This window comes from Sphingomonas sp. R86521 (assembly GCF_042466235.1).
In the GTDB taxonomy this organism is placed as follows: Bacteria; Pseudomonadota; Alphaproteobacteria; order Sphingomonadales; family Sphingomonadaceae; genus Sphingomonas.
The window spans coordinates 1,480,711-1,506,519 of sequence record NZ_JAXHBY010000001.1; the positions used below are offsets into that span (position 1 = coordinate 1,480,711).

Here is a 25,809-nt window from a genome sequence, read left to right on the forward strand (position 1 = left end):
AAATCAACAGGAGTTACCATGTTACGCTCGATTCTGATGGGCCTCGTCGCCGGCCAGCGCTCGATGACCCCGCTCGCCGCCCTCGCCGGCGCCGCGCGCCGCGGTACGCTGCCGTACGATACGCCCGGCGCGCGGCTGATGGCGCATCCGCTGATCACTGCCGGCGGCGTGACCATGGCTGCCGCGGAGATGGCCGGTGACAAGATGAAGACCGCACCCGACCGCACCGTGTTCCTCGGCTTGCTCGCGCGCACGATCACCGCCGGTTTCGCAGGCGCCGCGCTCGCGCCGCCGAAGCGCCAGTTCGCTGGTGCCGCGCTCGGCATCGGCGCGGCGATCGGATCGTCCTATGCAGGCCTTGCCGCGCGCAAATGGGCGATGGCCCGCTGGGGTCAGACCACGACCGGATTCGTCGAGGAGGCGATCGTCTTCTCGGCCGCCAACGTCATTGCCAACGCGAAGCCCGCACACGGCTGAAACACGCTTCACACCGGCGCAGACGTATCGATCATCGCGATGATGGCTGCCGCGGCGGCTTCTGCGCCATTCTCTGCCGCGACCTGTCCCCCCAAGACACGCGCTTTGCGGATATGGGTTTCGCCGAGGATCGCGGCGATCGCCCTTGCCGCGCGAGCCGCGGTGAAACGCCTGGCCTCCAGCACGGCGCCGACGCCCAGCGCGGCGATCCGGTGGCCATTGTCGTGCTGGTCGCCCATATGCGGCACCACCAGTTGCGGTACGCCAGCGCGCAGTGCCTGCCCGGTCGATCCCATCCCGCCATGATGCACCACCGCACACGCGCGCGGGAACAGCAGCGAGTGGGGCACATAGCGCGCTACTTGGATGTCTGCGCCCGATCGCTCCACCACGGCATCGCCCGCCAGCAGCACGGCCCGCAGCCCCAGCGTTCGGGCGGCATCGACCGCGGCCGTATAGAAGTCACCCGGCGCCAGCACCGCGAACGACCCCAACGTGAACACCAGGGGAGGGGCCCCCGCCGCTAGGAATGCCTCCAGCGCCACATCGAGCACCTCCGATCCGCCGCCGTCGCTGTCGAACATCGGGAAGCCGACCACCCTTAGTTCGGGCGGCGCATCGGGCTGCCGCGGTGCGAATACAGGGGAATAGCAACCCAGCGTCAGCGCGGTCCAAGCGGGCGTGTCGATCAACAGCGCTTGATCCGATTCCGCCAGGCCGTGTGCCGCCCGTAGCGCATCGAGCCGCGCCGCGTAGAATCGTCGCAACAGGCCACGAAGCCGAGCATAGACCCGCCGGTTCCACCACCGCCCCAACGGCCCGGTCGGCGCATGCGCCATCATCCGGAACTCGGGGGTCCGCGGCGGAGCATAGGTCGAGAACAATGTCATCGGCTGCAGCACGACGCCGACCAGCGGAATGCGGTGCTTCTCGGCAATGATCGGCGCCGCGAACACGAACAGCGATCCGACGATCGCCACCGCATCCTCGACCATCGCATCGAGCGCCTCCGCGCTCGACGTCAGCCACGGCATCAGCACCTCGTCCATCATATAGCGCTGGTCGGTCATGATCCGCTGCGCCGCTTCACGCTCGCCCAAACCCAGCCGCTCGCGCACCGCCGCGAATCCACCGACCACCGCGACCGCGTCCAGACCGGCGGCGCGGGTCTTGCCCAGCTGGTCCTCGGGAACGCCCATGACGACGTGGAACCCGCGCCGCTGCAGCGCCTGCCCGATCGCGATGAAGGGATGCAGATCGCCGAGCGACCCGATCGTGACCAAAACGATTTTTCGCATGCGCAACGTCCCCCACACGGCACTGGCGCGCGGACATGACGATATGACGACAAAAAAAGGCCGCCGCCCGGTTCCCCGGACGGCGGCCTGATTTACGCCAGCTCCAACTGAATGCGCCGGTTACTCTGGCGTGTTCAGATACTCGCCGGCGTCCGCATCAGTGCCGGTGCCGCTGGTCACGACCTCGGCCAGCGCATCGTCGCCGGTGCCGCCGGCATCGCGTGCCGACCGTGCCAGCTCGGCGTCATGCTTCTTCCTTCGCGTCCTTGGGCGCGATGATCGAGACTTCGGCCATCTTGCGCTGCGCGACGCGCATCGCCGCATCGCGGCTGTTGGCCACGACCCGCAGGCGGTTAAGCCCAGCGCCGGTGCCGGCCGGGATCAGACGCCCGACGATGACGTTCTCCTTCAGGCCCATCAGCATGTCCTGCTTGCCCTGCACGGCTGCTTCGGTGAGCACTCGCGTGGTCTCCTGGAACGACGCCGCCGAGATGAAGCTGCGAGTCTGCAGCGACGCCTTGGTGATGCCGAGCAGGATCGGCTTGCCGACCGCCTTGGCCTGCTTCTTCTCGAGCTTCTCGTTGATCGCGTCCATTTCCTCGCGATCGACCTGCTCGCCGGCCAGCAGCGTGGTGTCGCCGCCGTCGGTGATCTCGACCTTCTGCAGCATCTGGCGAACGATCGTCTCGATGTGCTTGTCGTTGATCTTCACGCCCTGAAGTCGGTAGACTTCCTGGATTTCCGACACGAGATATTCCGCTAGGGGCTCGATGCCGAGCACTTCGAGAATGTCGTGCGGATCGGGCGAACCGCCGATCAGGTTGTCGCCACGCTTGACGTAGTCGCCTTCCTGAACGTCGATGACCTTCGACTTCGGGATCAGATACTCCACGACCTCGCTGCCGTCCTCGGGCTGGATACCGATCTTGCGCTTGGCCTTGTAGTCCTTGCCGAACACGACACGACCCGAGACCTTCGCGATGATCGCGTTTTCCTTGGGCTTGCGTGCCTCGAACAGCTCGGCGACGCGCGGCAGACCACCGGTGATGTCGCGGGTCTTGGCCGATTCACGGCTGACACGGGCCACGACGTCGCCGCCCTGGACCTGTGCGCCATCCTCGACCGACAACGTCGCACCGATCGCCAGCATGTAACGACCGCTCTCGCCGCTCGCATCGTCGAGCAGGGTCAGGCGCGGACGAAGATCCTCCTTCGACTTGGTTGCCGCACGATATTCCACGACCACGCGCTGGGCGATGCCCGTCGCTTCGTCGGTCTGCTCGGTGAGCGTCTTGCCCTCGATCAGGTCGACATACTTGATCGTGCCTGGGTTCTCCGTGATCACCGGCATGGTGAACGGATCCCACTCGGCCATCCGGTCGCCCTTCGACACGATGTGACCATCGTCGAACAGCACGTACGCACCGTATGGGATGCGATCGACCGAGAGCTCGCGGCCGTCCATGTCGACGATCGCGATTTCGCCCGAGCGGCTAAGCACCACGCGACGGCCACGCTGATCGACGATGATACGCAGATCGCGGAACTGCACCGTACCGTCGGCATGCGCCTCGAGGTTCGACGTTTCGTTGAGCTGCGCCGCACCACCGATGTGGAACGTACGCATCGTCAGCTGCGTGCCCGGCTCACCGATCGACTGCGCGGCGATGACGCCGACAGCTTCACCGATGTTGACCGGCGTACCGCGGGCAAGATCGCGCCCGTAGCACTTGCCGCAGACGCCGATCTTCGACTCGCAGACCAGCGGGCTGCGGATCTTGCACGACTGCGTGCCGAGGCCTTCGATCGTCGTGATCATCGGCTCGTCGAGCAGCGTGCCCGATGGGATGACGACCTTGCCGGTCTTCGGATCGGTGATGTCCTCCGCGGTCGTACGACCCAGGATGCGCTCGCCGAGCGATGCGATGGTCGAACCACCCTGAAGGATCGCCTTCATCTCCAAAGCGCGGGTCGTGCCGCAATCCGGTTCGATGATGACGCAATCCTGCGACACGTCGACCAGACGACGCGTCAAATAGCCCGAGTTCGCCGTCTTCAACGCCGTATCCGCGAGGCCCTTGCGAGCGCCGTGGGTCGAGTTGAAGTACTCCAGGACGGTCAGGCCCTCCTTGAAGTTCGAGATGATCGGCGTTTCGATGATCTCGCCCGACGGCTTGGCCATCAGGCCGCGCATGCCGGCAAGCTGCTTGATCTGCGCCTGCGAACCACGAGCACCCGAGTGGGCCATCATGTAGATCGAGTTGATCGGCTTTTCACGGCCGGTTTCCTCGTCGATCTTCACCGAACGGATCTCGTCCATCATGGCGTTCGCGACCTGGTCGCCGCAACGGCTCCAGGCGTCGATAACCTTGTTGTACTTCTCCTGCTGCGTGATCAGGCCGTCCTGATACTGCTGCTCGAAGTCCTTCACGAGCGCCTTGGTGTCGTCGACCAGACCAACCTTGGCGTCCGGAATGATCATGTCGTCCTTGCCGAACGAGATGCCGGCGCGGAACGCGTGGCGGAAGCCGAGCGACATAATCGCGTCGGCGAACAGCACGGTCTCCTTCTGGCCGGTGTGACGATAGACCTCGTCGATCACGTCGCCCACGTCCTTCTTGGTGAGAAGGCGGTTGACGGTCTCGAACGGCACCTTGTGGCTGTGCGGCAGGGTCTCGCCCAGCAGCATGCGGCCCGGCGTGGTCTCGTACCGCTTCAGGTACTGCTTGCCCTTCTCATCGGTCTGCGGAACGCGGCTGATGATCTTGGTGTGCAGCGTCACCGACCCGGCGTTCAGTGCCTGATGCACCTCTGCCATGTCGCTGATCAGCATCCCCTGACCCGGCTCGTTCTCCTTCATCATCGACAGATAATAGAGACCGAGGACCATGTCCTGCGACGGAACGATGATCGGCTTGCCGTTGGCAGGCGACAGGATGTTGTTCGTCGACATCATCAAGACGCGCGCTTCGAGCTGGGCCTCGAGGCTCAGCGGAACGTGCACGGCCATCTGATCGCCGTCAAAATCGGCGTTGAATGCCGAGCAGACCAGCGGGTGAAGCTGGATCGCCTTGCCCTCGATCAGAACCGGCTCGAACGCCTGGATGCCCAGACGGTGAAGCGTCGGCGCACGGTTCAGCATGACCGGATGCTCGCGGATCACCTCGTCCAGGATATCCCAGACTTCCTTGCGCTCCTTCTCGACCCACTTCTTCGCCTGCTTCAGGGTCATCGACAGACCCTTCGCATCGAGACGTGCGTAGATGAACGGCTTGAACAGCTCGAGCGCCATCTTCTTCGGCAGGCCGCACTGGTGCAGTTTCAGCTCAGGACCGGTCACGATGACCGAACGCCCCGAATAGTCGACGCGCTTGCCGAGCAGGTTCTGGCGGAAGCGGCCCTGCTTGCCCTTGAGCATGTCGGACAGCGACTTCAGCGGACGCTTGTTGGCACCCGTGATCGTGCGACCGCGGCGACCGTTGTCGAACAGTGCGTCGACAGCCTCCTGGAGCATGCGCTTCTCGTTGCGGACGATGATGTCCGGCGCGCGGAGCTCCATCAGGCGCTTCAGGCGGTTGTTGCGGTTGATCACGCGGCGATACAAATCGTTCAGATCCGACGTCGCGAAACGACCACCGTCCAGCGGCACCAGCGGGCGCAGCTCGGGCGGGATGACCGGAACGACCTCGAGGATCATCCACTCGGGGCGGTTGCCCGAATCGATGAAGCTCTCGACGACCTTCAGCCGCTTGATGATCTTCTTGGGCTTCAGCTCGGACTTGGTGACCGCTGAGCTCTTCGAGCAGCGCGGTACGCTCACCGACGAGATCGAGCGATTCGAGCATGATGCGGACCGCCTCGGCACCGATACCGGCCGAGAACGCGTCCTCGCCATACTGGTCCTGTGCGTCGAGGAGCTCGTCCTCGGTCATCAGCTGGTACTTCTCGAGCGGGGTCAGGCCCGGCTCGATCACGATGTACGCCTCGAAGTACAGCACGCGCTCGAGCTGCTTCAGCTGCATGTCGAGCAACAGGCCGATGCGCGACGGCAGCGACTTCAGGAACCAGATGTGCGCGACCGGTGCGGCGAGCTCGATATGGCCCATCCGCTCGCGGCGGACCTTCGAGACGGTAACCTCGACGCCGCACTTCTCGCAGACGATGCCCTTGTACTTCATGCGCTTGTACTTGCCGCACAGGCACTCGTAATCCTTGATCGGACCGAAGATGCGCGCGCAGAACAGGCCGTCACGCTCGGGCTTGAACGTGCGATAGTTGATGGTCTCGGGCTTCTTGATCTCGCCGAACGACCACGAACGGATCTTGTCCGGGGACGCGATGCCGATCTGGATCTGGTCGAACGTCTCGGTCTTGGCGACCGGATTGGCGAAGGGGGTCATCTCGTTCATTTTATTCTCCATTCCCCTCCCGCATGGCGGGAGGGGCTAGGGGAGGGGATGTCGTAGCCTCTCGGGGTGGTGCCTGCGGGGACAGGCCCTCCCCCGACCCCTCCCGCAAGCGGGAGGGGAGGAGTTGAGGCTTACTCCGCCGCGATCTGGATGCCGTCGCTGTCGAAGCCGGGCTCCGACTGCTTCAGGTCCACATTCAGGCCGAGCGAGCGCATTTCCTTGACGAGCACGTTGAAGCTCTCCGGGATGCCGGCCTCGAAGGTGTCGTCGCCCTTGACGATCGCCTCGTAGACCTTGGTGCGTCCGACCACGTCGTCCGACTTCACCGTCAGCATTTCCTGCAAGGTATACGCCGCGCCGTAGGCCTGGAGTGCCCAGACCTCCATCTCGCCGAAGCGCTGGCCACCGAACTGCGCCTTACCACCCAGCGGCTGCTGCGTGACGAGCGAGTAGGGCCCGATCGACCGTGCGTGGATCTTGTCGTCGACCAGATGGTGGAGCTTGAGCATGTAGATGTACCCAACCGTCACCTTGCGATCGAACTTGTCGCCGGTACGTCCGTCGAACAGGTCCGACTGGCCCGACGGGTCGAGACCCGCCAGTTCCAGCATCGCCGACACATCGGCCTCGCGCGCGCCGTCGAACACCGGCGTCGCCATTGGCACGCCGTTCTTCAGGTTCTGCGCGAGCTCGATGATCTCGTCGCCCGTGCGGGCTTCGATCTCGGCGTGATACTGCTCGCCGTACACCGTCTTCAGACGCTCCTTGACCGCGTCGGGCATCGCGCCCGGCTTGGCATCGGGGTTCGCCTCGCGCCAATCCTCGAGCGACTTGGTGATCTGCTGGCCGAGACCGCGTGCGGCCCAGCCCAGATGCGTCTCGAAGATCTGCCCGACGTTCATGCGCGATGGCACGCCCAGCGGGTTGAGCACGATATCGACCGGCGTACCGTCGGCAAGGAACGGCATGTCCTCCGCCGGCAGGATGCGGCTGATGACGCCCTTGTTGCCGTGACGGCCGGCCATCTTGTCGCCCGGCTGCAGCTTGCGCTTCACCGCGACGAACACCTTGACCATCTTCAGCACGCCCGGCGACAGCTCGTCACCACGCTCCAGCTTCTCGCGCCGATCGTGGAACTTGTCCGTAATCAGCTTGGCGGCGTCGTCATACTGCTGCTTGACGGCTTCCAGATTGCCTTGGACCTTGTCGTCGGCAACCGAGAACTTCCACCACTCGTGACGATCGACGCTGTCGAGCATCTCCATGTCGATGACCGCGCCCTTCTTCAGGCCCTTCGGCACCGAGGTCGAGGTCTGGTCGAGCAGCATCTCGCGAAGACGCGACCAGGTCGCACGGTTCAGGATCGAACGCTCGTCGTCAGAATCCTTCTTCAGGCGCTCGATCTCCTCGCGCTCGATCGCCATCGCGCGCTCGTCCTTGTCGATGCCGTGACGGTTGAAGACGCGAACGTCGACGACCGTACCCGACACGCCCGGCGGCAGGCGAAGCGACGTATCGCGCACGTCGCTGGCCTTCTCACCGAAGATCGCGCGGAGAAGCTTCTCCTCCGGCGTCATCGGCGATTCGCCCTTCGGCGTGATCTTGCCGGCGAGAATATCGCCCGGCTCGACCTCTGCACCGATGTAGACGATGCCCGCTTCGTCGAGGTTGCGAAGCGCTTCCTCACCGACGTTCGGGATGTCGCGCGTGATGTCCTCGGGCCCGAGCTTGGTGTCGCGCGCCATCACCTCGAACTCGTCGATGTGGATCGACGTGAACACGTCGTCCTTCACGATCCGCTCGGAGATCAGGATCGAATCCTCGTAGTTGTAGCCGTTCCACGGCATGAACGCGACGAGGCTGTTGCGACCCAGCGCCAGCTCGCCGAACTCGGTCGACGGACCGTCGGCGAGCACGTCGCCGGCACGGACCTGGTCGCCCACCTTCACCAGCGGACGCTGGTTGATGCAGGTCGACTGGTTCGAACGCTGGAACTTCATCAGCGTGTAGATGTCGACGCCCGACTTGCCGGCATCGATCTCGCCGGTCGCCCGGATCACGATACGCGCCGCGTCGACCTGGTCGACGATGCCCGCACGCTTCGCCGAGATCGCTGCACCGGAGTCACGCGCGACCGTCTCTTCCATGCCGGTGCCGACGAACGGCGCCTCGGCCTGGACCAGCGGCACAGCCTGACGCTGCATGTTGGAGCCCATCAGCGCGCGGTTTGCGTCATCGTTTTCCAGGAACGGAATGAGCGATGCGGCGACCGAGACGAGCTGCTTGGGGCTGACGTCCATCAGCGTGATGTTGTCCGGCAGCGCCATCAGGAAGTCGCCAGCCTGACGCGAAGAGACCAGCTCCTCGGTGAAGCCGCCATCCGCCGTCAGATCGGCGTTGGCCTGCGCGATCGTGTGCTTGGCCTCTTCCATCGCCGACAGGTACACGACGTCGTCGGTCACCTTGTGGTCGACGACCTTGCGGTATGGCGTCTCGATGAAGCCGTACTTGTTCACCCGCGAGAAGCTCGCCAGCGAGTTGATCAGGCCGATGTTCGGGCCTTCCGGCGTCTCGATCGGGCAGATGCGGCCGTAGTGGGTCGGATGAACGTCGCGGACTTCGAAGCCGGCGCGCTCACGCGTCAGACCACCTGGTCCAAGTGCCGACACGCGACGCTTGTGAGTGACTTCCGACAGCGGGTTGGTCTGATCCATGAACTGCGACAGCTGCGACGAGCCGAAGAATTCACGCACCGCGGCAACCGCAGGCTTCGCGTTGATCAGGTCGTTCGGCATCACCGTCGACACGTCGACCGACGACATCCGCTCCTTCACGGCGCGCTCCATGCGGAGCAGGCCGACGCGGTACTGGTTCTCGAGCAGCTCGCCGACCGAACGGACACGACGGTTACCGAGGTTATCGATATCGTCGATCTCGCCCTTGCCGTCCTTGAGGTTCACGAGCGTCTTGACGACCTCGAGAATGTCCTCGGTGCGCAGCGTCGTCACGGTGTCCTCGACGTCGAGGTCGAGACGCATGTTGAGCTTGACGCGGCCCACGGCCGACAGGTCGTAGCGGTCCGGATCGAAGAACAGGCCCGAGAACAGCGCCTCTGCCGTCTCCAGCGTCGGCGGCTCGCCGGGACGCATCACGCGGTAGATGTCCGACAGGGCCTGCTCGCGCTCTTCGGCCTTGTCGGCCTTCAGCGTGTTGCGAATCCACGGACCGGTCGCGACGTGATCGATGTCGAGCAGTTCGAGACGCTCGATGCCCGCCTTGTCGAGCATTTCCAGGTTCTCGGCCGAAACCTCGTCACCGGCTTCGATGTAGATCGCGCCGGTCGACTCGTCGATCAGGTCATATGCCGAATAGCGGCCGAAGATTTCCTCGGTCGGGATCAGCAGGTCGGTCAGGCCGTCCTTGAACGCCTTGTTCGCAGCGCGGGGGCTGATCTTCTGGCCGTTCGGGAACACGACTTCGCCGGTCTTCGCATCGACGATGTCGAACATCGGCTTCTGGCCACGCCAGTTCTCGACCTGGAACGGAACGATCCAGCCACCCTGGCCGCGGACGAACGTCACGCGGTTGTAGAAATAGTTGAGGATCTCCTCCGACGTCATGCCGAGCGCGTAGAGCAGCGCCGTCACGGGCAGCTTGCGCTTGCGATCGATGCGGACGTTGACGATGTCCTTCGCGTCGAACTCGAAATCGAGCCACGAACCGCGATACGGAATCACGCGTGCCGCGAACAGGTACTTGCCCGATGCGTGCGTCTTGCCGCGATCGTGATCGAACAGCACGCCCGGCGAACGGTGCATCTGCGAAACGATGACGCGCTCGGTGCCGTTGATGAAGAACGTGCCGTTCTCGGTCATGAGCGGCATGTCGCCCATGTACACGTCCTGCTCCTTGATATCGATGACCGACTTGGCCTCGGTATCGGGATCGACCTCGAACGCGGTCAGACGCAGCGTGACGCGCATCGGCGCGGCATAGGTGATGCCACGCTGGCGGCATTCCTCGACGTCGAACTTCGGCGGCTCAAGGACGTAATCGTCGAAATCGAGATAGGCGGTGCCGGCGAAATCCTGGATCGGGAACACGCTGCGCAGCGTCTTCTCGAGGCCGGACACGTGGCCGATCGACTTGTCGGAGCGCAGGAACTGCTCGTAGCTCTCGCGCTGGACCTCGATCAGGTTCGGCATCTGCACGACTTCGTGGATGTTGCCGAAGACCTTGCGGATGCGACGCTTGGCCGTGCCGCCCTCGTTGATCGCTCTGGTTGCCATGGGTGTATCTGCCCTCAATAAACTGACGCGTCAGTCGTAAATTCGTGCCCGGGGACCCCCAGGCGGGACGTGCATCAACGCAGAAAAGCCGCGCGCATCGAATGCGGCGGCTTCAGCGTATGAACCTCGGCACCCAATACGATCGACCCGCTGCGCGACGGCAGGTCATTTCCCGGATGCTGTGGTGAGAGGCGCATATAGGGAAGGGGCGGGCCCATGTCAAAGGGGGGCGGCTCGGCGCAGCCGATAGAATGATGGTCACGCAAAGGCGCAAAGACGCTGCGGATGGAACGAAGCCCGTGACTTTGCTGGAGGGAGCAAGGCACGTTCCGGGCGAGTCATCTTCGCGCCTTAGCGCCTTCGCGTGAAAACCCCTTCTCCTAACCACCCGCTGGCAAAACCGCGACTTGGCCGCTAACCCACCCCAGCCCGTCGCAAGACGGGTTGCCGTCGCGCGACGTTCATCGTCCGCGGGAACGCTGGCGCGTAAAGGGAATTGCACAGATGACGATCGACCGGCGCGCCGTGATGCCCGCCGCCTTCGCGGCGTTCGCAGCCGGGCTGATGACGCCCGCCGCCGCGCAGAATACGCAGGACACGCCGCCACCGCCGCGCGGGCTCGAAAGCCTCGCGCCACAAGCCGTGCCGGTCCCGCCGCCGCCGGTGATCGTCCTGCCGACCGCAACCCCGGCCCGCCCGGTGCCAACGACAAGGGCACCGCGGACCGATACCCGCCCGGCCCGCGACGTGCCGAAGGCCGAACCGGCCAGCCCTGAGCCGAAGCCCAGTCGCGCACCGACGCCAAGCCAGGTAAGCAAGCCAACGCCGGACGCCGCATCTGCGCCAGAGCCGGATGCCGCGCCTGCGCCGACGCCAGTCCCGGAACCCGTCACAAATTCTCAGCCGCAGCCGCAGCCACAACCGCAGGCGACGCTGTCGGCACCCGAAACGGCCCGGACGATGCCGATCTGGGTGCTGCCCGCTGTCATCGTCGCGGTGCTCGCCGGGCTGTGGGCGCTGACCCGTCGGCGCAAGAGTCCGACCCGGCCGGTGGCCGAGCCCGCTTACATCGAACCCGCGCCGGAGCCGATCGCGCCGGAGGCTGTCGTCCCAGCCCCCGTCGAGCAGACACCGCTGCCCGTCGCCAGCCCGCCCGAACCGCAATTCCTGACGCCCGCCGCACGCCCCGCGCCACGCGCGCGCCTCGCGGTCGAGCTGCGCCCGCTACGCGCCGGGCTCAACCTGCTCAGCGCCGTCGTCGAGTGCGAGCTGGTCGTCACCAACACCGGGGAAACGGTCGCGGAGGGCATCCGCATCGGCGCCACGCTGCTGACCGCGCACGGCGCGCTCGACACCGACCTCGCCGCGCTCACCGCCGCGCCGATCGGCCGGCCAGCGACGCCGCCGTTCGCGCTGGCGCCCGGCGAAACCCGCTCGGTCCGCGCGGTCGCGGCGACGCCGCGCGATGCGATCCGAACGATGACCGCCGCCAATCGCCCGATGTTCGTGCCGATCGTCTCGGTCAACCTGCTCTATCCCGACGGCCAGACAACCCGCGCCTGGGCGATCGGTATCGAACGCGTCGATTCCGCGAAACTCGCGCCGTTCTGGCTCGATGCGCCGGCAAAGATGTACGCCGATATCGGCGCACGGCCTCACGCGGCGGCGTTCGAGCGCTAGAACGGATACACCTTCACACCAGCCGGCAGGGCAGGGGCGGGTGTCCCCGCCACCCGCGCCGTGACCGCATCGATCACCGCCGCCATCACTGCGCCATCGGGGCGATGCCCGGCCCCGGCGATCACGAACGCCGCGCCCGCCTTGTGCGCCTTGGTCGCAGCCTCCTGCAGCGCCTCGCCCTCGGGCGCAGGGACGGTATCGTCCGCGGTCCCGTGGATCAGGAAATACGGCTCGTCCAATTTCGGCACCGCGGCGAGATTGTCGTAGTCGTTCGGGACGAACGCACGCGCGATCTTCGGCGCCATCGCGCGCAGCCGGGTGAACGTGCCGACCGTCACCAGCGCATCCAGTCGTTGCCGCGTCGCCAGCCCGAACGCCACGCCGCCGCCCAGGCTATGCCCGACCACAATCACCCGCCGGGCGCCGGCCAGCGCCCTGGCGCGCGCGTAGAATGCGTCCGCATCGGCAGCGAGCCCCTTCGCATCGGGGCGGCCGGGGTTTGCGCTGTAGCCGCGATACTCGGCCGCGACGATGCCATAGCCCTGCGCGACCAGTGGCGCGAACCATTCGACGCTGCGGTCCGCGCTGCCGGCATTGCCGTGGAACACTAGCAGCACCGGCTTGTCCGCCTTGCCCGCGATCTCGACGCCGCCGAGCAACAGCCCGTCCGCGGTGCGGACCCGGTCGAGCGCGGCCCCGCCGGGTAGTCCGGCGATCGACAACGGCGTGGTGTGCGGCTGGTAGATCCGGTCGTGGATCGACTGCGCGTCGGCGCAGGAGGCGGTGAGGAGGAGCGGAAGGAGCAAGGTTTGGCGCATGCGCGGCACGCTAGCGGAGCCAAACTGAACGAGAACCCCCGCCTTCGATATGGGCCTTAGACCAGGCCTTCGATCCCCCCTTCGTCATCCTGACGAAAGTCAGGACCCAGGGTTCCGATTGCCGCCGCCGCCAAGGAAACGAAAAAAGGGCGACCGCATCGCTGCGGCCGCCCTTTTTCTTACCACTGGCCGACTTCGGCAAAGCCGAAGTCTCGTCGGTCGGCATGAATGCCGCCGGCCGGCCTTGCGGGGAGTGCGATTTAGCAGCTGCTAAATCGTCTCTCCCGCTGCGGCTTACTTGACCTCGACGGTCGCGCCGGCTGCTTCCAGCTGCGCCTTGATCTTGGCGGCCTCGTCCTTCGACACGCCTTCCTTGACGGCCTTGGGAGCCGACTCGACCAGCGTCTTGGCTTCGGTCAGGCCGAGCGACGTGATCGCGCGGACTTCCTTGATGACGTTGATCTTCTTGCCACCGTCGCCGGTCAGGATGACGTCGAATTCGGTCTGCTCTTCAGCGGCTGGAGCGGCTGCGCCGCCGCCAGCTGCGGGTGCTGCTGCGACCGCTGCTGCGGCCGAAACGCCCCACTTCTCTTCGAGCAGCTTCGACAGGTCGGCTGCTTCGAGAACGGTCAGGGCGGAAAGCTGGTCAACCAGTGCGTTCAGGTCTGCCATGTGTAGTCTCCATCTCGGGGCGAATGCCCCATCAGTTCAAAATTGACGAAAGTGCCCAAGATCAGGCGTCTTCCTTCTCCGCGTAGGCGGAAAGCACGCGCGCGATCTGCGCCGCCGGAGCCTGCGTGATCGTCGCCAGCTTCGTTGCGGGTGCAACGAGCAGACCGATGATCTTGGCACGCAGTTCGTCCAGCGACGGCATCGTCGCGAGCGCCTTGACGCCGTCCACGTCGAGGACAGTCGCACCCATCGCCCCACCCACGATTTCGAACTTGTCGTTCGTCTTCGCGAATTCCACGGCCACCTTGGCGGCCGCGACGGGATCGATGGAGCTGGCCAGGCCGACCGGACCCGTGAGCATGTCGCCCAGCGAGAGATAGTCGGTGCCGTCCAGCGCGATCTTGGCAAGCTTGTTCTTCGAGACCTTGTAGGTCGCGCCGGCGTCGCGCATCTTGCCCCGCAGCACAGAAGACTGTGCGACGGTCATTCCCAGGTTGCGCGTCACAACGACGACGCCGACCTCGGAAAAGTTGCGGTTCAGCTCAGCGACGGCCGCGGTCTTTTGATCACGATCCATGCCATTCTCCACGGTTTTGGGTAATTCGCCTCGCGGCGGATCACCCGGTCACTAACCGGAGGCGCGGACATCCCACGCTTCCGGGGTGTCTCATCGATGGGGCATGGGAGAGGCGCTTGGCAGGCAAGCGACACAGCCGACGTGACGGGCACGGCGGCGGAATTCCATTCCCCGTCTAGGTGGGAGATTAAGTCCGGGCAAACCCCGCACACCCACCGTCTCGGACGGAGTTCGACGAGCAAGCCCGCCGAACGAGCCCGCGCCTTAGCGAAGTTCGCGGCGGAGTCAATCGGCGAAGACCTCGCTCGCCACCATCCGATACTGCGACGGCGTCATAATGGCCGCGATTCGTGTTGTCGCATCGCGCGCACCGATCGCATCCTGGTGCATGGACGCAGGCGATCCCGACCGACTGATCGTGGCGATAACCGGCGCGTCCGGCGCGATCTACGGCATCCGCGCGCTGGTCCATCTCAGGCGGTTGGCGCGGGTAGAGACGCATCTGGTGGTCACCGCCGCCGCCCGGCGGACGATCGCCGAGGAGACCGACTGGGCGCTCGCCGACATCGTCGCGCTCGCCGATCACTGCCACCACCACGGCGATGTCGGCGCGGCGATCGCTTCCGGATCGTTCCGCGCCCGCGGCATGCTGGTCGCGCCCTGTTCGGTGAAGACGCTCAGCGCCGTCGCCAACTGCACCGATGGCGACCTCGTCGCGCGCGCCGCGGACGTCTGCCTCAAGGAGCGCCGCCGGGTCGTGCTGATGCTGCGCGAAACCCCACTCCACGCCGGCCACATCGCGCTGATGGCACTCGCCACCGCCAGCGGCGCGATCCTGATGCCGCCAGTCCCCGCCTTCTACCGGCGTCCGCACACGATCGAGGATGTAGTCGACCACAGCATCGGCCGAGCCCTGGACCTGTTCGGGATCGACGCCGGCATCGTCCGCCGCTGGGGCGAGTGACGGCGTCAGCGGTCGTTCCGCCGATCGCTGACGCGAATGTCGCATCGTGGTGGAAAGAGGACATCTAGCAGCGCAGCATTTATGGCCAGCGTAAGACGACCGGCTTTCAGGTCATTAGTTTGGGCCGAATTTAGGGCCTTCGGAAATCGAACAGCGTTGATACGGCACGATAAAATATGCTCGCGTCGCTTGTCAGGCAGTACAACTTATCCGACTTCCTCGCCACGCCATCCTTCATCAACGTAAACCCCTCGGGGCCGACGGCGTTGCCCGGCGGCGGCGGCGGCGGCGGCGGCCCTCCGCGCAGCTTCGCAGCACAATTAGGGTCGTTGACGCCGCTTGCGAACGCTCGGTCCGAAAGCCGGCGCACGTTCTCGATCACGTCACCTTTAAGCCTACCGGTATGACGAGCCTTCATCGGAAACCCCTCAGGCCAGCCGGTTGCGGGCGGAGTTACAATGTAGTCTCCCGAGGCCAAATCTAGGACTAGCTTCTGCGATGGCGTCCATTCGGACAGATCAACATAGACTGTGAGCGTGCCCCCGGCCTCAGCGGCAACCGCACCGGAGCAGGCCATTATGCCTAGCATCGCCGCCGCAATGTTAGTCGCCCAAGCTATCCACATGGTTCATTCTCGTGATGCAAAGCCGTTTAATGGCGAAACACGTCAACGGGGAAGGCGCGATCCCGAAGCTATGGCGTTTTCAGTTGCAAAGCTAGCTCGACTTACATTGATGACCGCGCGCGCGATCAGCCGCTTCGGCTAATTCATCAACTACCGCGAATGACTGGAACTGGGCGTGATCCGTCACCCCGGCACGACCGGGCCATAGGACGCCCAGCAATTGGGCGTTTCCCACACCTTCAGGCACACCAAAGTCGCCTGCTCCGCGGTCCGCAGGGCGACCCGCGGCGCCAGCAGGTCGAACCACAGTTTCGCCAAGTTCTCCGCCGTCGGCACCAACGCCAGCACGCAGATCTGCATGCCGTCGCGGCCCACCCCCTGGAACACGCCGTCGCGGGCCACCGCATCGTCGACCGCGCGCGCCAGCTCCGCATCGTCCAGCCCGAACATCGTGCGGCACAGCGGATCGTTGACGCAGAGGATGAACGCGTGGTCGAACGGCGCGTCGATCGCGTGCATCATCTCGTCCTTCAGGAACCCGAAATCGAGCACCATGCCGGTCTGTTCGCCGGCCCCGAACAGCGGCCCGCGGCACCACGCCTCGATCCGATAGCGGTGGCCGTGGAGATTGTGGCATTTCGACCGGTGGTCCATCACCCGGTGCCCGGCATCGATGCCGATCTCGCGGCTGATCAGGTGCCAGCTCGCGACGCCGTCGCCGTTCGCCGACCGGCCGAACCCGCCCGGCATCGGCAATTCCACCAGCGGCAGTTCGACGAGGGGAAAGCGGGCGTCCGCGCCGTCGGCACGCACCTGGGCGCTATCCATGGGACGGCCCTTCGCATGCACGGGCGACAAATCCGGTCGGGAGCAGACCGTGCCTAGGATCATATCCGGTCAAAATACCATCTCCCCCGCGATGCCATGACGATAGATACAGAGGGCAAGGCAGCGGCATCGTGCGCTATCCTGCAAGGACATGGTCTGCATCGGTGTCCAACAACCATGTTCAATGCCACCGACATGCTTGCGACCGCACGCCGTTTCTTGTCCGTATCGGACATTGTGTCTCTATGCGGTCGATCGCATCCCAGCGATATCATGGTTTCGACACGGCATGACGTGGCGATGTCTTGAGCGTGTGAACGGACGGGGAGGGGGCGGGAGTGAATCTTCAATACGGACCATTCGACGCCAGCTACGACGCCAGCCATATCCGGGCGGATACCGGACTGTCGTTCGACGACGTCCTGCTGGTGCCGCGCCGCAATCGCCTCCGCAGCCGCCGCGACGTCGACACCGCGATGCAGTTCACGCCCGGCATCCGGCTTGCGGTCCCGATCGTATCCGCCAACACGCCGTGGTGCACGGGCTCTCGGATGGCGATCGCGATGGCACGCGCGGGCGGCATCGGCATCGTCCATCGGATGTGGTCGCCGCACGATCAGGCCGCCGCGGTCGCCGCGACGAAGGCCGCAGCACCCGGCGATGGCGCGCGTGCCACGCTGGACCGCGCTGGCCGGCTAAGCGTCGGCGCCGCGGTCGGCATCAAGGGCGATTACCTGGACCGCGCCGACCGGCTCGCGGACAGCGGGGCGGACTTCCTCGCGATCGACGTCGCGCATGGCCATTCGGATTTCGTGATCGCGGCGCTGCTGGAACTGAAGGCACGCCATCCGCGACTCGAATGCGTCGTCGGCAACGTCGCCACCTCCGACGGCGCGCGCGACCTGATCGACGCCGGCGCGGACGCGATCAAGGTCGGGATCGGCCCGGGCAGCGTCTGCACGACGCGTCTCGTCACCGGGGCCGGGATGCCGCAGCTGACCGCGATCCTCGAATGCGCCGCAGTGACCCGCAAGGCCGGCGTCGGCCTGATCGCGGACGGCGGCATCCGCACCTCGGGCGATATCGCCAAGGCGATCGCCGCGGGGGCATCGTGCGTGATGCTCGGCAAGCTGCTCGCGGGCACCGACGAAAGCGAGGCCCGCGAGGTCGAGCATGACGGCCGCCGCTTCAAGGTCACCACCGGGTTCGTCACCCTCGGCGTCGAACTGACGCTGCAACGGCTCGCGGGCGCCGCGGTCTCGCGCAGCGCGTTCGACGCCTATCTTCCCGAAGGCGTCGAGGGCACGTTCGCGCATAGCGGACCGGTCGCCGACACTCTGGGACGGCTGGTCAAGGGTCTCTGCTCGGGCGTCACCTACAGCGGCTGCACGGCCGTGGCCGAACTCGCCGACCATGCGCGCTTCGTGCGGATCTCCAATGCCGGCCAGGCGGAGGGGCGCCCGCACGTCCGCGACGGCGTGCCCGTGCTGCACCCCGATTTCGCGCGGCAGTTCGTCACCGATCCGGCGGGGGGCTGAGCGATGCTGGACCCCACGCGCCCGCTGCCCGTCGCACACCGGTTCTCGTGGGAGGATATCGCTGGCCTGGCGCGGTTGCTGGGCGACCGCCTTGCCGGCACGCAGCTTGGCGGCGTGGTCGGGATTGCCCGGTCCGGCCTGATCCCCGCGGTGATCCTGTCGCACATCCTCGGCGTGCGGCAGTTCGCGGTGCTCGACATCGCACGGACCCACAGCGACGCCATCGAAGCCGAGAAGTCGCAACCCGCCAACCGCGGCAATCTGGGGCTCGCGGCATTGCGCGGCCGCCGCGTCCTGCTGGTCGACGACATCGTCGGGCAGGGGCTGACGCTCGATGCCGCGCGGCGCGAGCTGATCGCGGCGGGCGCCGATCCCGTCACCGCGACGCTGGTCGTCAACCGCGCCAACCTCGCCGGCCGCGACCCGAGCGCGATCGTCGATCACTGGGCCTGCGAAGTGCATGGCTGGGTGATCTTCCCCTGGGAAGGAAAGGATGATGCGTGAGGCGTTGCGTGCGGCGAAGCTGTTTCGCGTTGATCGGCCGGTCGATCCGGACCTTGGCGTCACCCGCTTCCTGTCCGACTGGCAGCGTCGGACCGGGGACGAACCCTGCTTCCTGTTCACCGACATCACGGGATCGCCGCTGCCACTGGCGATGAACCTGCCGACCCGCGCCGCGCTGCTTGCCGAGATGGGGCTCGCGGACGCGCCCGACCCGATCGCGCAACTCGCGGACCGGCTCGCGACCCCCGCGCCGCCGGTGTTCGCGCCGAGCCTAGCGACCCGCGATATCGCCTCGCTCGCCGATCTGCCGCTGCTCCGGCACCAGCCCGGCGACGTCGGCAAATACCTGACAGCGTTCGTCGGTGCCCTCGCGGACGGAGAGAGGGGCGGTACCAATCTAGGCTTCTACCGCGGGCTGGTGGCGGGCCCGCGCGAGATCGTCCTGTTCATGGACCCGCGCACCGACGCCCACCGCATCGTCACCGCCGGGCTCGCCCATGCCCCACGCGTGCCGATCACGCTGTTCAACGGCGGCCCCTTGAGCGTCTATCTCGCCGCTGCCGCCAAGCTGCCCGCCACCATCGACAGCTTCGACGCCGCCGCGCGGTTCGCCGGGCAGGACCTGGTACTGGCGGGCGGCGACTATCCTTCCGCCCCCGCCGAGGCAAGGATCGTCATCGAGGGCCATGTCACCCGCGAGCGCCGCACCGAGGCCCCGTTCGGCGAGTTCAAGGGCTATTACAGCGACGCCACCGACAGCCCGGTGGTCGTCGTCGACCGCATCCGCGTCCGCGACGACGCGATCTGCCTCGGCCTGTTCTGCGGCAAGACCAGCGGGCTGACGTTGATGGCACTGCAGAACGAGATCCTGCTGTTCGACCATCTCCGCAGCGCCGGGTTCGCAGTCGACTCGGTCCGCTACCCGCTCGACGGGTTCGGCGAATATCTCGCCGTCGTCGAAAGCGCCGCGCCGTCGCAGGCGATGGTCGCCGCCGCGCTCGACTTCGACCCGCGCGCAAAACTCGTCGTCGTCGGACACCCCGGTATCGACGTCCTGAAGGAGGCGATCGTCTACCCTGCCGAGGTCGAGCGGCGCCCCTATATCCGTCGCGGCAAGCAGGAGGGTCACCGGATCGGCATGCTGTGCGATCGCCGCGGCGACTATCGCTGGACCGAGCTCTGATGTTCGGCGGCAATCCGGCGCGCGCGCAGGAGGTCGGCGACGGCACCGCGCTTTGGATCCAGGAGGTCTTCTACACACTGCAGGGCGAGGGGCCGTTCGCCGGCGAGACCTCGGTGTTCGTCCGCACCGGCGGTTGCAACATCCGATGTTTCTGGTGCGATACCGATTTCGAAAGCTCGATGTGGCGCCCGGATTTGCCGGCGCTGCTCGCCGACATCGAGGTGCATCGGCCCGCGCACTGCGACCTGATCGTGCTGACCGGCGGCGAACCGTTCCGCCAGAACATCGCACCGCTGGTCGAGCAGCTGTTGCGCCAGGGTCTGCGCGTCCAGATCGAGACCAACGGCACGTTGTGGATTCCGCTGCCGATCGACGACCGGCTGACGATCGTCTGCAGTCCGAAGACCAAGCAGCTGCACGATGCCATCATCCCGCGGATCACCGCGTACAAATACGTGCTGGCGGCGGGGGAGATCGATGCCGAAGACGGCCTGCCGATGCTGTCGACGCAGAAACTGGGACAGCCGACCCGGCTGTTCCGCGCGCCGCCGCAAACGCCGGTGTTCGTGATGCCACGCGACGACGGCGATGCGCTCGCGAACCGCGCCCACCGGGCGACTGCCGCCGAGGTCGCGCTGCGCCACGGCTATCGGCTCTGTCTCCAGCTGCACAAGCTCCTCGACCTCCTGTGACGCTTAAGTCGTTACCTCCGAAACGGTCCCAGTTGGTGCATAAACTGCTTTAAGACGTGGCATGAAGGGGCATGGAAACCCCGCTTCCTCTCACACCGCTCCAGCGCGAAGACCGCCGCCGTCGCGCGATCGAGGCGTTGGCGCGTGGTCTGACTCAGAAGCAGGTCGCGGCGCTGCTCGAGACCTCCGTCGCCAGCGTCAGCCAGTGGAAGTCACGGTTCCATCGCGGTGGCGCCGAAACGCTCGCAGCCAAGCGACAGGGGCGCCCGCCGCGCCTCGCGGCGGGGTCGCCGATCGACCAGGTCGCCGTGCATCTGCTCGCGGGCGCGCCCGAGACGCAGGGCCTGCGGTTCGGGCTTTGGGACGGCGCGACGGTGGCCGCGCTGATCGATCGGGTGACGGGGACGCGGCTCTCGCGCTGGACCGTGCTGCGCTATCTCGATGCGTGGCGGATCGCGCCGCCCGCGTTCCCGTCCTCGCCAAAGACCTGGCCCGACGCCCCGCGACCCGCTGCGACCACGGTGATCGTCCAGAGCGGGCAGCGCACCGACGATGCCGACACCCACTGGCTGCTCTGGGCGCGCCGGCCACGCGGCGAATGGAGCGTGCTGGCCTATCCGCATCCCCCGACCGCCGCCGATGTCCGGAATTTCGTCGAGCGCCTGCTCATCCTGTGGCCGGCGCGGCTGACCCTCGTCGCGCCGCCGGGCGATCCGCTGTGGACCGCGACGCTGCTCGCGGACTGCGCGGCACGCTGGCCCGGTCGCCTCACCCCGGTCCCCGCCGATCCGGCGCCGGACCGCCCCCACCAGAAGAAGCTGGTTACCCCGAACTGAAAGGAGAACGACATGGCACGTCCCAACATCCGTAAGGCCATTCGCAGCCGTCCGCCAGGCAAGCGCACCAGTCTGCCCGCCTCGGTCGCCGCCGCGGTGATCCAGCGGCTTTTCACGGCGCAGGGATCCGGCCGCGACGACCAGATCGTCACGGCCGGCGCGAAGCGTCGGCGCGGCGCGCTCAGCCATCCGGCGGCGCGCGGCAAATCGGCTGGCCAGCGTGCCCCGCTCGCCGTGGCGGTCGCCAGTGCGGTCGCGGTTCGGCTCGCGGCAGCCGCTCCGGGGCGCGCCGCCCCCGCGCGGGCTGCAGCCAAGCCGCGGGCCGGACTTGCGGCGGCGGTCGCCAGCGCTGTGGCCAAGCAACTCGCCGGCCGGGCGGCGGCGCGGCGTCGCTAGACGCGTCGAACTATCGCCGGGCGGCGATCGCATCGCCGTCCGGCCCCTCATAGGAGACAGGATATGTCCAGGACTACCGTCGATACCGTAGCCGCCGCGGTCGTGCGTCGGCTCCAGGCGCTAGGCCAGCGCACCGCGCCGCGTGCTGCATTGACCGGAAGCATCGCTGCCCCGCTTCTCGCATCGGCAGGACGCGGCCGAAACGCTGCGGTGCCCTCGATCGACATGCTCGCGAACAAGCTCGCCAGCGCGGTATCCCGCCGTCTCGCGACCGGGCAGGCGGCACCCGGCATCCCGCTCGCGGCCAGTCGCCTGACCAAGGCGATCGTCCGCAATGTCACCCGCCAACTCGGCAAATCGCCGGGCGCCGAACCGGTCGCGCTCAGCACGATCGACCCCGCCGCCGCCGCCAAGGCCCTGACCGATTCGCTGGGGACCCGCCAGGCGACAGCCGACCCCGCCGCGATCGTCGCAAGTTCGATGCTGCGACACCTGAACGCGGTCCGACTGGTCGGTACGCCGGCCGATGCGCGCCTGTTCCAGGACCGCGTCGCGTCGATCGTCACCGCCTCGTTGCGCAGCACGCAGGCAGAGGCGACCACCGCGGCCGTCGAACACCCCGCGGCCGTACCCGCCGCCGCCCCGGCCGATACGCCAGCGGAACCGGCGGCAACCGACTCCGCCGGTACAGCGGCGCCCACAACCCGCAAGCGCGACTAGCGCCACGACCCTGTCCCACCGCGGGGCGGGGGGACAGGGGCACCGGTTTCGCCCCGCCTCAATCATCAGGAAGTCCCCCGCATGCGGATCGACGACGACACGCCCGAGCCCGATGCGCTGCCCGGAGTGTATCCCTCGCGTCCGCCGGTCGATCTGGTCGTCGCACCCGACCTGCTCCGCCCGCGCAACCTGTTCGCGTTCGAAGGGATCGACGGCGCCGGCAAGTCCGCGCTGCTCGACCGCGTGTTGGCCGCCTACACCGAACGCGGCCGCAAAACGCTCAAACTCAAGCTCGGCCGCTCCGACGTGACGACCCACGCACTGGAGCGCGCGAAGTGGCGCAATGCCAATCCGCTGACCTTCAGCCTGCTCAGCTGGGTGACGATCGTCGAACAGGTCGCCGAACACCGCGATGCCCTGAACGGAGACGGGCTGATATTCTTCGACCGCTACGTCCCGACCCTGATGGTGCGCGGCATCCTGGAGGGGTTGCCGACCAACTATATGCACGCGCTCGCCCGCTATGCGCCGCGCCCCACGATCCTGTTCCTGATCGATTGCGAGCCCCGCATCTGCCGCGACCGGATGATCGCGCGAGGCCGGCCGATCAGCTATTTCGAGGGCGGGGCGCGGATCGTCGGCGGACTTCACCAGCCGATGACGGAGGCAGATCCGGCGGCGCGCAGGAACGCCGACCGCACCGTCCCGCTGCTCGACCACCTGATCCGGATGCGCGCCGCACTCGCAGAGCGCGTGGCTGGCGAGGACAATGTCATGGTCGTCGACAATAGCGGCAGCCCGGACGCCGCGTTCGAAACCATTATGGACGCGATCGACGCGGTCGAGTCCCTGAACGGACCCAGTCGAACGACATCGCTACGCCGCAGCGGATAGGATCGAGCGTGTTCTGAAGGAAATAGGATCATGCCAAGAACCTTCGTCGACGCTCTGGCAGACTCGATCGTCAGGCAATTGTTGCAGGAAGGGGATGCGGCACTCGCGGTGGCGTCTTCGCGTGGCGTCGATCCTCCATACGCGGCGCTTGCCGGTCTCGATCCCCCCGCGATCGATCGCGTCGCCTCCGCGATCGCCGGTCATCTGATCCCATCTAAAAGCCGCAACGCGCTTCCGCTGGAAGCGATCGAGATCTGACGATCACCGAGGGGAAATTTCGTGGAGCAAGCCGAGCGCCCGTCCGAGACACAGTTCATCCGGCTGCTCGCGGGGCAAGCGCCTGAGGGCGACGGTCCCGATCCGGCGGGATCGGCGACACTACTCGCGCTGCTGCTCGCCAACTGGCAGGTGCTGCCCGGGCTCGATCCGACCCTGCTCGAAACCGCTCTGGTCGCGGAGGATCACCCCAGGTTCGCCCGGGCGCGGCTGGCCGTCACCGCGTTCGAACAGGCGCAGATCGTGGGCTGTGCCGGCTTCCTCGCCGCACTCGACACCGCCGGCATCCGATATGCGCTGCTGAAGGGCGCCGCCGCGGGATGCCTGCTCTATCCCGAACGCCACCTGCGCGCCGCGTGGGATTTTGACCTCGGCGTCGGGTGGGACGATCTCGCCGATGCCGAGGCGCTCGCGCTCGACTGTGGCTTCCATCAGGCGCAGCGCGATCCCGATCGCGGCCAGTTCGTCCGCGCGGACCGCGAACTGCGCGCGATCGTCGAGGAGTCGCATTTCGAACTCGGCTTCCTTGCCCGTCGGCTGCTCGTCACGAACCTGCCGGACGAAACTCGCGCCGCGATCCGCGACGAACCCTGGACGCACCAGTTCTGGCATGATGCCGATACCGATGCCCCGTGGTGCTACGCGGTCGTCGACATCCATCACAAGCTCTCGCTCGACATCGAACTCGACGGCCTGCTCGCCTGCTCGTGGCAGAAACTCTATCCGGACCATGTCATCGGCCTGCCCGATTTCGCCTGGTTCGGCGCGCATCTGGTCTTCAAGCTCTATTGGGAAAGCGTCCACGCCTACGGCAAGGGGCTGTACCAATACGCCGACCTCGTCCGGCTCGTCCCGATGCTCGATCCGATCACCTTCCTGCGGCTGGTATCGATCCTGCGGGAACACAATCTGACCGCGGCCGCCTATCACGTGTTCAAGCATCTGCCGCGGTTCGGCATCGCGCTGCCGGACCATGTCGCCGCCTTCATCGCCGAGGCGCGGGTCCCACGGGCGGGTACCGATCCGATCGATACCAACGATCTCGGCGACATGTGGCCAAAGCTGTGGAACCGCCGCTAGCCGCTTGGGGGATCATCGGGGTCCAGCGAGTTCACCTTCCGCCGAAAGCACGCCAGCGCCGGCCCCGGCTCTTCGAACCCCGCCCGCACGCAAGCCCTGACGATCGCGCACCCGATCCGATCGACGCGCTTGTCACCGCTCGAGATATCCGCCCGACACCGCGACATGACGCGGTGGCTACTCGCATAGTTCAACCGCAATTTCCGCAACCGCCGCGCCACCACGACGACGTCGTCGGCGGATCCCGTCGCGCCCGTCGTGGCCGCGCGAGGCTGAGCCGGCGTGACGGCCGCGTCAGCCCTCGTTGCGTCCTCAGCCAAGGCTGGCTCGGCAACGGCAGGATCGAGCGCCGGGTTCGTCTTGCTGGTCGGCGCGGGCAGGGGCGCAGCCTGCCGCACCGCGGAGGACGCTGCGACCGGCGCGCAATCCCCGGTGCGGTCCGCCTCCAGCCGCATGGTGGATTCGCCGAAATCCTCCCCGTCCAGGGTCATGCGAGTCGCAACCCGCACGTCGATGCGCTGGGGCGTCATCGTCCCGCGATAATGCGCTGTCATCTCCAACGGACCCAGATCGGTCAGGCGCATGCAGGTCATGCTTCCGCGGAGCCGGCCGTGCTCCAGTCGAAGGCGCAGCCGCGAACATCCAAGCGAACGGTCGTCATTGTCCAGCAACGCAACGATCGCCTGGTTCGCCTTGTCGTTCGCTACGCAGAGACGGGTTTCTCCCCCCGGAGTAAGCGAAACCGTCTGGCCCGCGCTCGGCCCTTGCGCGGGATAGGATACCGATCGCATCGGCCAGCGGCGGATACGCCAGAGCCCGTCCTGGACCTGCGGCACCTGGCCCGTGACGACGATCTCCGGCGGCGGGTCGTTCCGGGCGACCGGTACGTCCTGCGCTACGGCGACGCTGGCCGCCGCGATGAGTCCACTCGCCAATGTCGCGCGTATTTTCATCGCTGCTCCCCCGCGGCATTGATCCGCCGCGTGGGCTTCGCTGGCAAGTCCCCTTGCCGCGCGCCCCCCGCGCCCTAACTCCTGCTCTCCAAAGCGAAAG

21 protein-coding genes and 1 pseudogene are annotated in these 25,809 nt (G+C 66.6%); 13 read left to right on the forward strand and 9 right to left on the reverse strand.

The window, feature by feature from the left end; all coding sequences use genetic code 11:
- The first annotated feature begins 18 nt into the window (after positions 1–18).
- Positions 19–477, forward strand: coding sequence for a DUF4126 domain-containing protein (locus SJY20_RS06915; protein WP_380785907.1), 459 nt, complete (start codon positions 19–21; stop codon positions 475–477).
- 8 nt (positions 478–485) lie between these two features.
- Here the strand turns inward: SJY20_RS06915 and SJY20_RS06920 are convergent, their stop codons facing one another.
- From SJY20_RS06920 to rpoB, 3 genes and pseudogenes are all read right to left on the reverse strand, one after another.
- Positions 486–1,775: a glycosyltransferase gene (locus SJY20_RS06920; RefSeq protein ID WP_380785908.1), complete on the reverse strand. Its 1,290-nt coding sequence runs from the start codon at positions 1,773–1,775 to the stop codon at positions 486–488.
- A gap of 120 nt (positions 1,776–1,895) precedes the next feature.
- Positions 1,896–6,184, reverse strand: a pseudogene (gene rpoC, locus SJY20_RS06925) (DNA-directed RNA polymerase subunit beta').
- Positions 6,185–6,315: 131 nt separating this feature from the next.
- On the reverse strand, positions 6,316–10,473 hold the full coding sequence (gene rpoB / locus SJY20_RS06930; protein WP_380785909.1) for a DNA-directed RNA polymerase subunit beta: 4,158 nt from the start codon (positions 10,471–10,473) through the stop codon (positions 6,316–6,318).
- 504 nt (positions 10,474–10,977) lie between these two features.
- Here rpoB and SJY20_RS06935 point away from each other — a divergent pair.
- The gene (locus SJY20_RS06935) at positions 10,978–12,153 is read left to right on the forward strand and encodes a hypothetical protein (RefSeq protein WP_380785910.1); all 1,176 of its coding nucleotides are present in this window, start codon (positions 10,978–10,980) and stop codon (positions 12,151–12,153) included.
- Here SJY20_RS06935 and SJY20_RS06940 read toward each other — a convergent pair.
- The 3 genes from SJY20_RS06940 to rplJ form a co-directional block, all read right to left on the reverse strand.
- Positions 12,150–12,959 (reverse strand): alpha/beta hydrolase, encoded by an 810-nt coding sequence (locus SJY20_RS06940; RefSeq protein ID WP_380785912.1) that lies wholly within the window; start codon positions 12,957–12,959, stop codon positions 12,150–12,152. The genes SJY20_RS06935 and SJY20_RS06940 overlap by 4 nt on opposite strands.
- Positions 12,960–13,265: 306 nt before the next feature.
- Positions 13,266–13,643, reverse strand: coding sequence for a 50S ribosomal protein L7/L12 (gene rplL / locus SJY20_RS06945; protein WP_380785913.1), 378 nt, complete (start codon positions 13,641–13,643; stop codon positions 13,266–13,268).
- 61 nt (positions 13,644–13,704) lie between these two features.
- Complete coding sequence (gene rplJ, locus SJY20_RS06950; RefSeq protein ID WP_380785914.1) at positions 13,705–14,220, reverse strand: 50S ribosomal protein L10; 516 nt, start codon at positions 14,218–14,220, stop codon at positions 13,705–13,707.
- A 388-nt stretch (positions 14,221–14,608) separates the two neighbouring features.
- On the opposite strand from rplJ, the gene SJY20_RS06955 reads away from it, so the two are divergent.
- On the forward strand, positions 14,609–15,184 hold the full coding sequence (locus SJY20_RS06955; protein ID WP_380785916.1) for a UbiX family flavin prenyltransferase: 576 nt from the start codon (positions 14,609–14,611) through the stop codon (positions 15,182–15,184).
- Positions 15,185–15,314: 130 nt separating this feature from the next.
- Here the strand turns inward: SJY20_RS06955 and SJY20_RS06960 are convergent, their stop codons facing one another.
- Complete coding sequence (locus tag SJY20_RS06960; protein WP_380785918.1) at positions 15,315–15,566, reverse strand: hypothetical protein; 252 nt, start codon at positions 15,564–15,566, stop codon at positions 15,315–15,317.
- A 426-nt stretch (positions 15,567–15,992) separates the two neighbouring features.
- Positions 15,993–16,637 (reverse strand): 6-carboxytetrahydropterin synthase, encoded by a 645-nt coding sequence (locus SJY20_RS06965; RefSeq protein ID WP_380785919.1) that lies wholly within the window; start codon positions 16,635–16,637, stop codon positions 15,993–15,995.
- 338 nt (positions 16,638–16,975) lie between these two features.
- Here SJY20_RS06965 and SJY20_RS06970 point away from each other — a divergent pair, with 338 nt between their 5' ends.
- The 10 genes from SJY20_RS06970 (at position 16,976) to SJY20_RS07015 (ending at position 24,756) form a co-directional block, all read left to right on the forward strand.
- Complete coding sequence (locus SJY20_RS06970; RefSeq protein ID WP_380785920.1) at positions 16,976–18,175, forward strand: IMP dehydrogenase; 1,200 nt, start codon at positions 16,976–16,978, stop codon at positions 18,173–18,175.
- A 3-nt stretch (positions 18,176–18,178) separates the two neighbouring features.
- Positions 18,179–18,679, forward strand: coding sequence for a phosphoribosyltransferase (locus tag SJY20_RS06975; RefSeq protein ID WP_380785921.1), 501 nt, complete (start codon positions 18,179–18,181; stop codon positions 18,677–18,679).
- The gene (locus SJY20_RS06980; protein WP_380785922.1) at positions 18,672–19,862 is read left to right on the forward strand and encodes a UbiD family decarboxylase; all 1,191 of its coding nucleotides are present in this window, start codon (positions 18,672–18,674) and stop codon (positions 19,860–19,862) included. The genes SJY20_RS06975 and SJY20_RS06980 overlap by 8 nt, the downstream gene beginning before the upstream one ends.
- Positions 19,862–20,554, forward strand: a complete 693-nt coding sequence (locus tag SJY20_RS06985) for a 7-carboxy-7-deazaguanine synthase QueE (RefSeq protein WP_380785923.1) — start codon at positions 19,862–19,864, stop codon at positions 20,552–20,554. The genes SJY20_RS06980 and SJY20_RS06985 overlap by 1 nt, the downstream gene beginning before the upstream one ends.
- 71 nt (positions 20,555–20,625) lie before the next feature.
- A complete protein-coding gene (locus SJY20_RS06990) occupies positions 20,626–21,390 on the forward strand; it encodes a helix-turn-helix domain-containing protein (RefSeq protein WP_380785924.1) in 765 nt (254 codons plus the stop codon).
- Positions 21,391–21,402: 12 nt separating this feature from the next.
- Positions 21,403–21,786 carry a hypothetical protein gene (locus SJY20_RS06995; protein WP_380785925.1) on the forward strand — a complete coding sequence of 128 codons (384 nt, stop codon included), beginning with the start codon at positions 21,403–21,405 and terminating at the stop codon, positions 21,784–21,786.
- Positions 21,787–21,849: 63 nt separating this feature from the next.
- Positions 21,850–22,506, forward strand: coding sequence for a hypothetical protein (locus tag SJY20_RS07000; protein WP_380785926.1), 657 nt, complete (start codon positions 21,850–21,852; stop codon positions 22,504–22,506).
- Positions 22,507–22,587: 81 nt separating this feature from the next.
- Positions 22,588–23,400, forward strand: coding sequence for a dTMP kinase (locus tag SJY20_RS07005; protein ID WP_380785927.1), 813 nt, complete (start codon positions 22,588–22,590; stop codon positions 23,398–23,400).
- Between the two features lie 30 nt (positions 23,401–23,430).
- Positions 23,431–23,658, forward strand: coding sequence for a hypothetical protein (locus SJY20_RS07010; protein WP_380785928.1), 228 nt, complete (start codon positions 23,431–23,433; stop codon positions 23,656–23,658).
- Positions 23,659–23,679: 21 nt separating this feature from the next.
- Entirely contained in the window at positions 23,680–24,756 is a 1,077-nt protein-coding gene (locus tag SJY20_RS07015; RefSeq protein WP_380785929.1) for a nucleotidyltransferase family protein, read from the forward strand.
- Here the strand turns inward: SJY20_RS07015 and SJY20_RS07020 are convergent.
- Positions 24,753–25,709, reverse strand: coding sequence for a DUF3617 family protein (locus SJY20_RS07020; protein WP_380785931.1), 957 nt, complete (start codon positions 25,707–25,709; stop codon positions 24,753–24,755). The genes SJY20_RS07015 and SJY20_RS07020 overlap by 4 nt on opposite strands.
- Positions 25,710–25,809: the final 100 nt, after the last annotated feature.

Bases quoted from the DNA above. Each gene is read 5' to 3' on its own strand.
- SJY20_RS07000 (WP_380785926.1), top strand. From the start codon at position 21,850: ATGTCCAGGACTACCGTCGATACCGTAGCCGCCGCGGTCGTGCGTCGG.
- SJY20_RS07005 (WP_380785927.1), top strand. From the start codon at position 22,588: ATGCGGATCGACGACGACACGCCCGAGCCCGATGCGCTGCCCGGAGTG.
- SJY20_RS07020 (WP_380785931.1), bottom strand. From the start codon at position 25,709: ATGAAAATACGCGCGACATTGGCGAGTGGACTCATCGCGGCGGCCAGC.
- SJY20_RS06995 (WP_380785925.1), top strand. From the start codon at position 21,403: ATGGCACGTCCCAACATCCGTAAGGCCATTCGCAGCCGTCCGCCAGGC.
- rpoB (WP_380785909.1), bottom strand. From the start codon at position 10,473: ATGGCAACCAGAGCGATCAACGAGGGCGGCACGGCCAAGCGTCGCATC.
- SJY20_RS06985 (WP_380785923.1), top strand. From the start codon at position 19,862: ATGTTCGGCGGCAATCCGGCGCGCGCGCAGGAGGTCGGCGACGGCACC.
- SJY20_RS06920 (WP_380785908.1), bottom strand. From the start codon at position 1,775: ATGCGAAAAATCGTTTTGGTCACGATCGGGTCGCTCGGCGATCTGCAT.
- rplJ (WP_380785914.1), bottom strand. From the start codon at position 14,220: ATGGATCGTGATCAAAAGACCGCGGCCGTCGCTGAGCTGAACCGCAAC.
- SJY20_RS07010 (WP_380785928.1), top strand. From the start codon at position 23,431: ATGCCAAGAACCTTCGTCGACGCTCTGGCAGACTCGATCGTCAGGCAA.
- SJY20_RS06965 (WP_380785919.1), bottom strand. From the start codon at position 16,637: ATGGATAGCGCCCAGGTGCGTGCCGACGGCGCGGACGCCCGCTTTCCC.
- SJY20_RS06975 (WP_380785921.1), top strand. From the start codon at position 18,179: ATGCTGGACCCCACGCGCCCGCTGCCCGTCGCACACCGGTTCTCGTGG.
- SJY20_RS06935 (WP_380785910.1), top strand. From the start codon at position 10,978: ATGACGATCGACCGGCGCGCCGTGATGCCCGCCGCCTTCGCGGCGTTC.
- SJY20_RS06955 (WP_380785916.1), top strand. From the start codon at position 14,609: ATGGACGCAGGCGATCCCGACCGACTGATCGTGGCGATAACCGGCGCG.
- SJY20_RS06990 (WP_380785924.1), top strand. From the start codon at position 20,626: ATGGAAACCCCGCTTCCTCTCACACCGCTCCAGCGCGAAGACCGCCGC.
- SJY20_RS06980 (WP_380785922.1), top strand. From the start codon at position 18,672: ATGCGTGAGGCGTTGCGTGCGGCGAAGCTGTTTCGCGTTGATCGGCCG.
- SJY20_RS06915 (WP_380785907.1), top strand. From the start codon at position 19: ATGTTACGCTCGATTCTGATGGGCCTCGTCGCCGGCCAGCGCTCGATG.
- rplL (WP_380785913.1), bottom strand. From the start codon at position 13,643: ATGGCAGACCTGAACGCACTGGTTGACCAGCTTTCCGCCCTGACCGTT.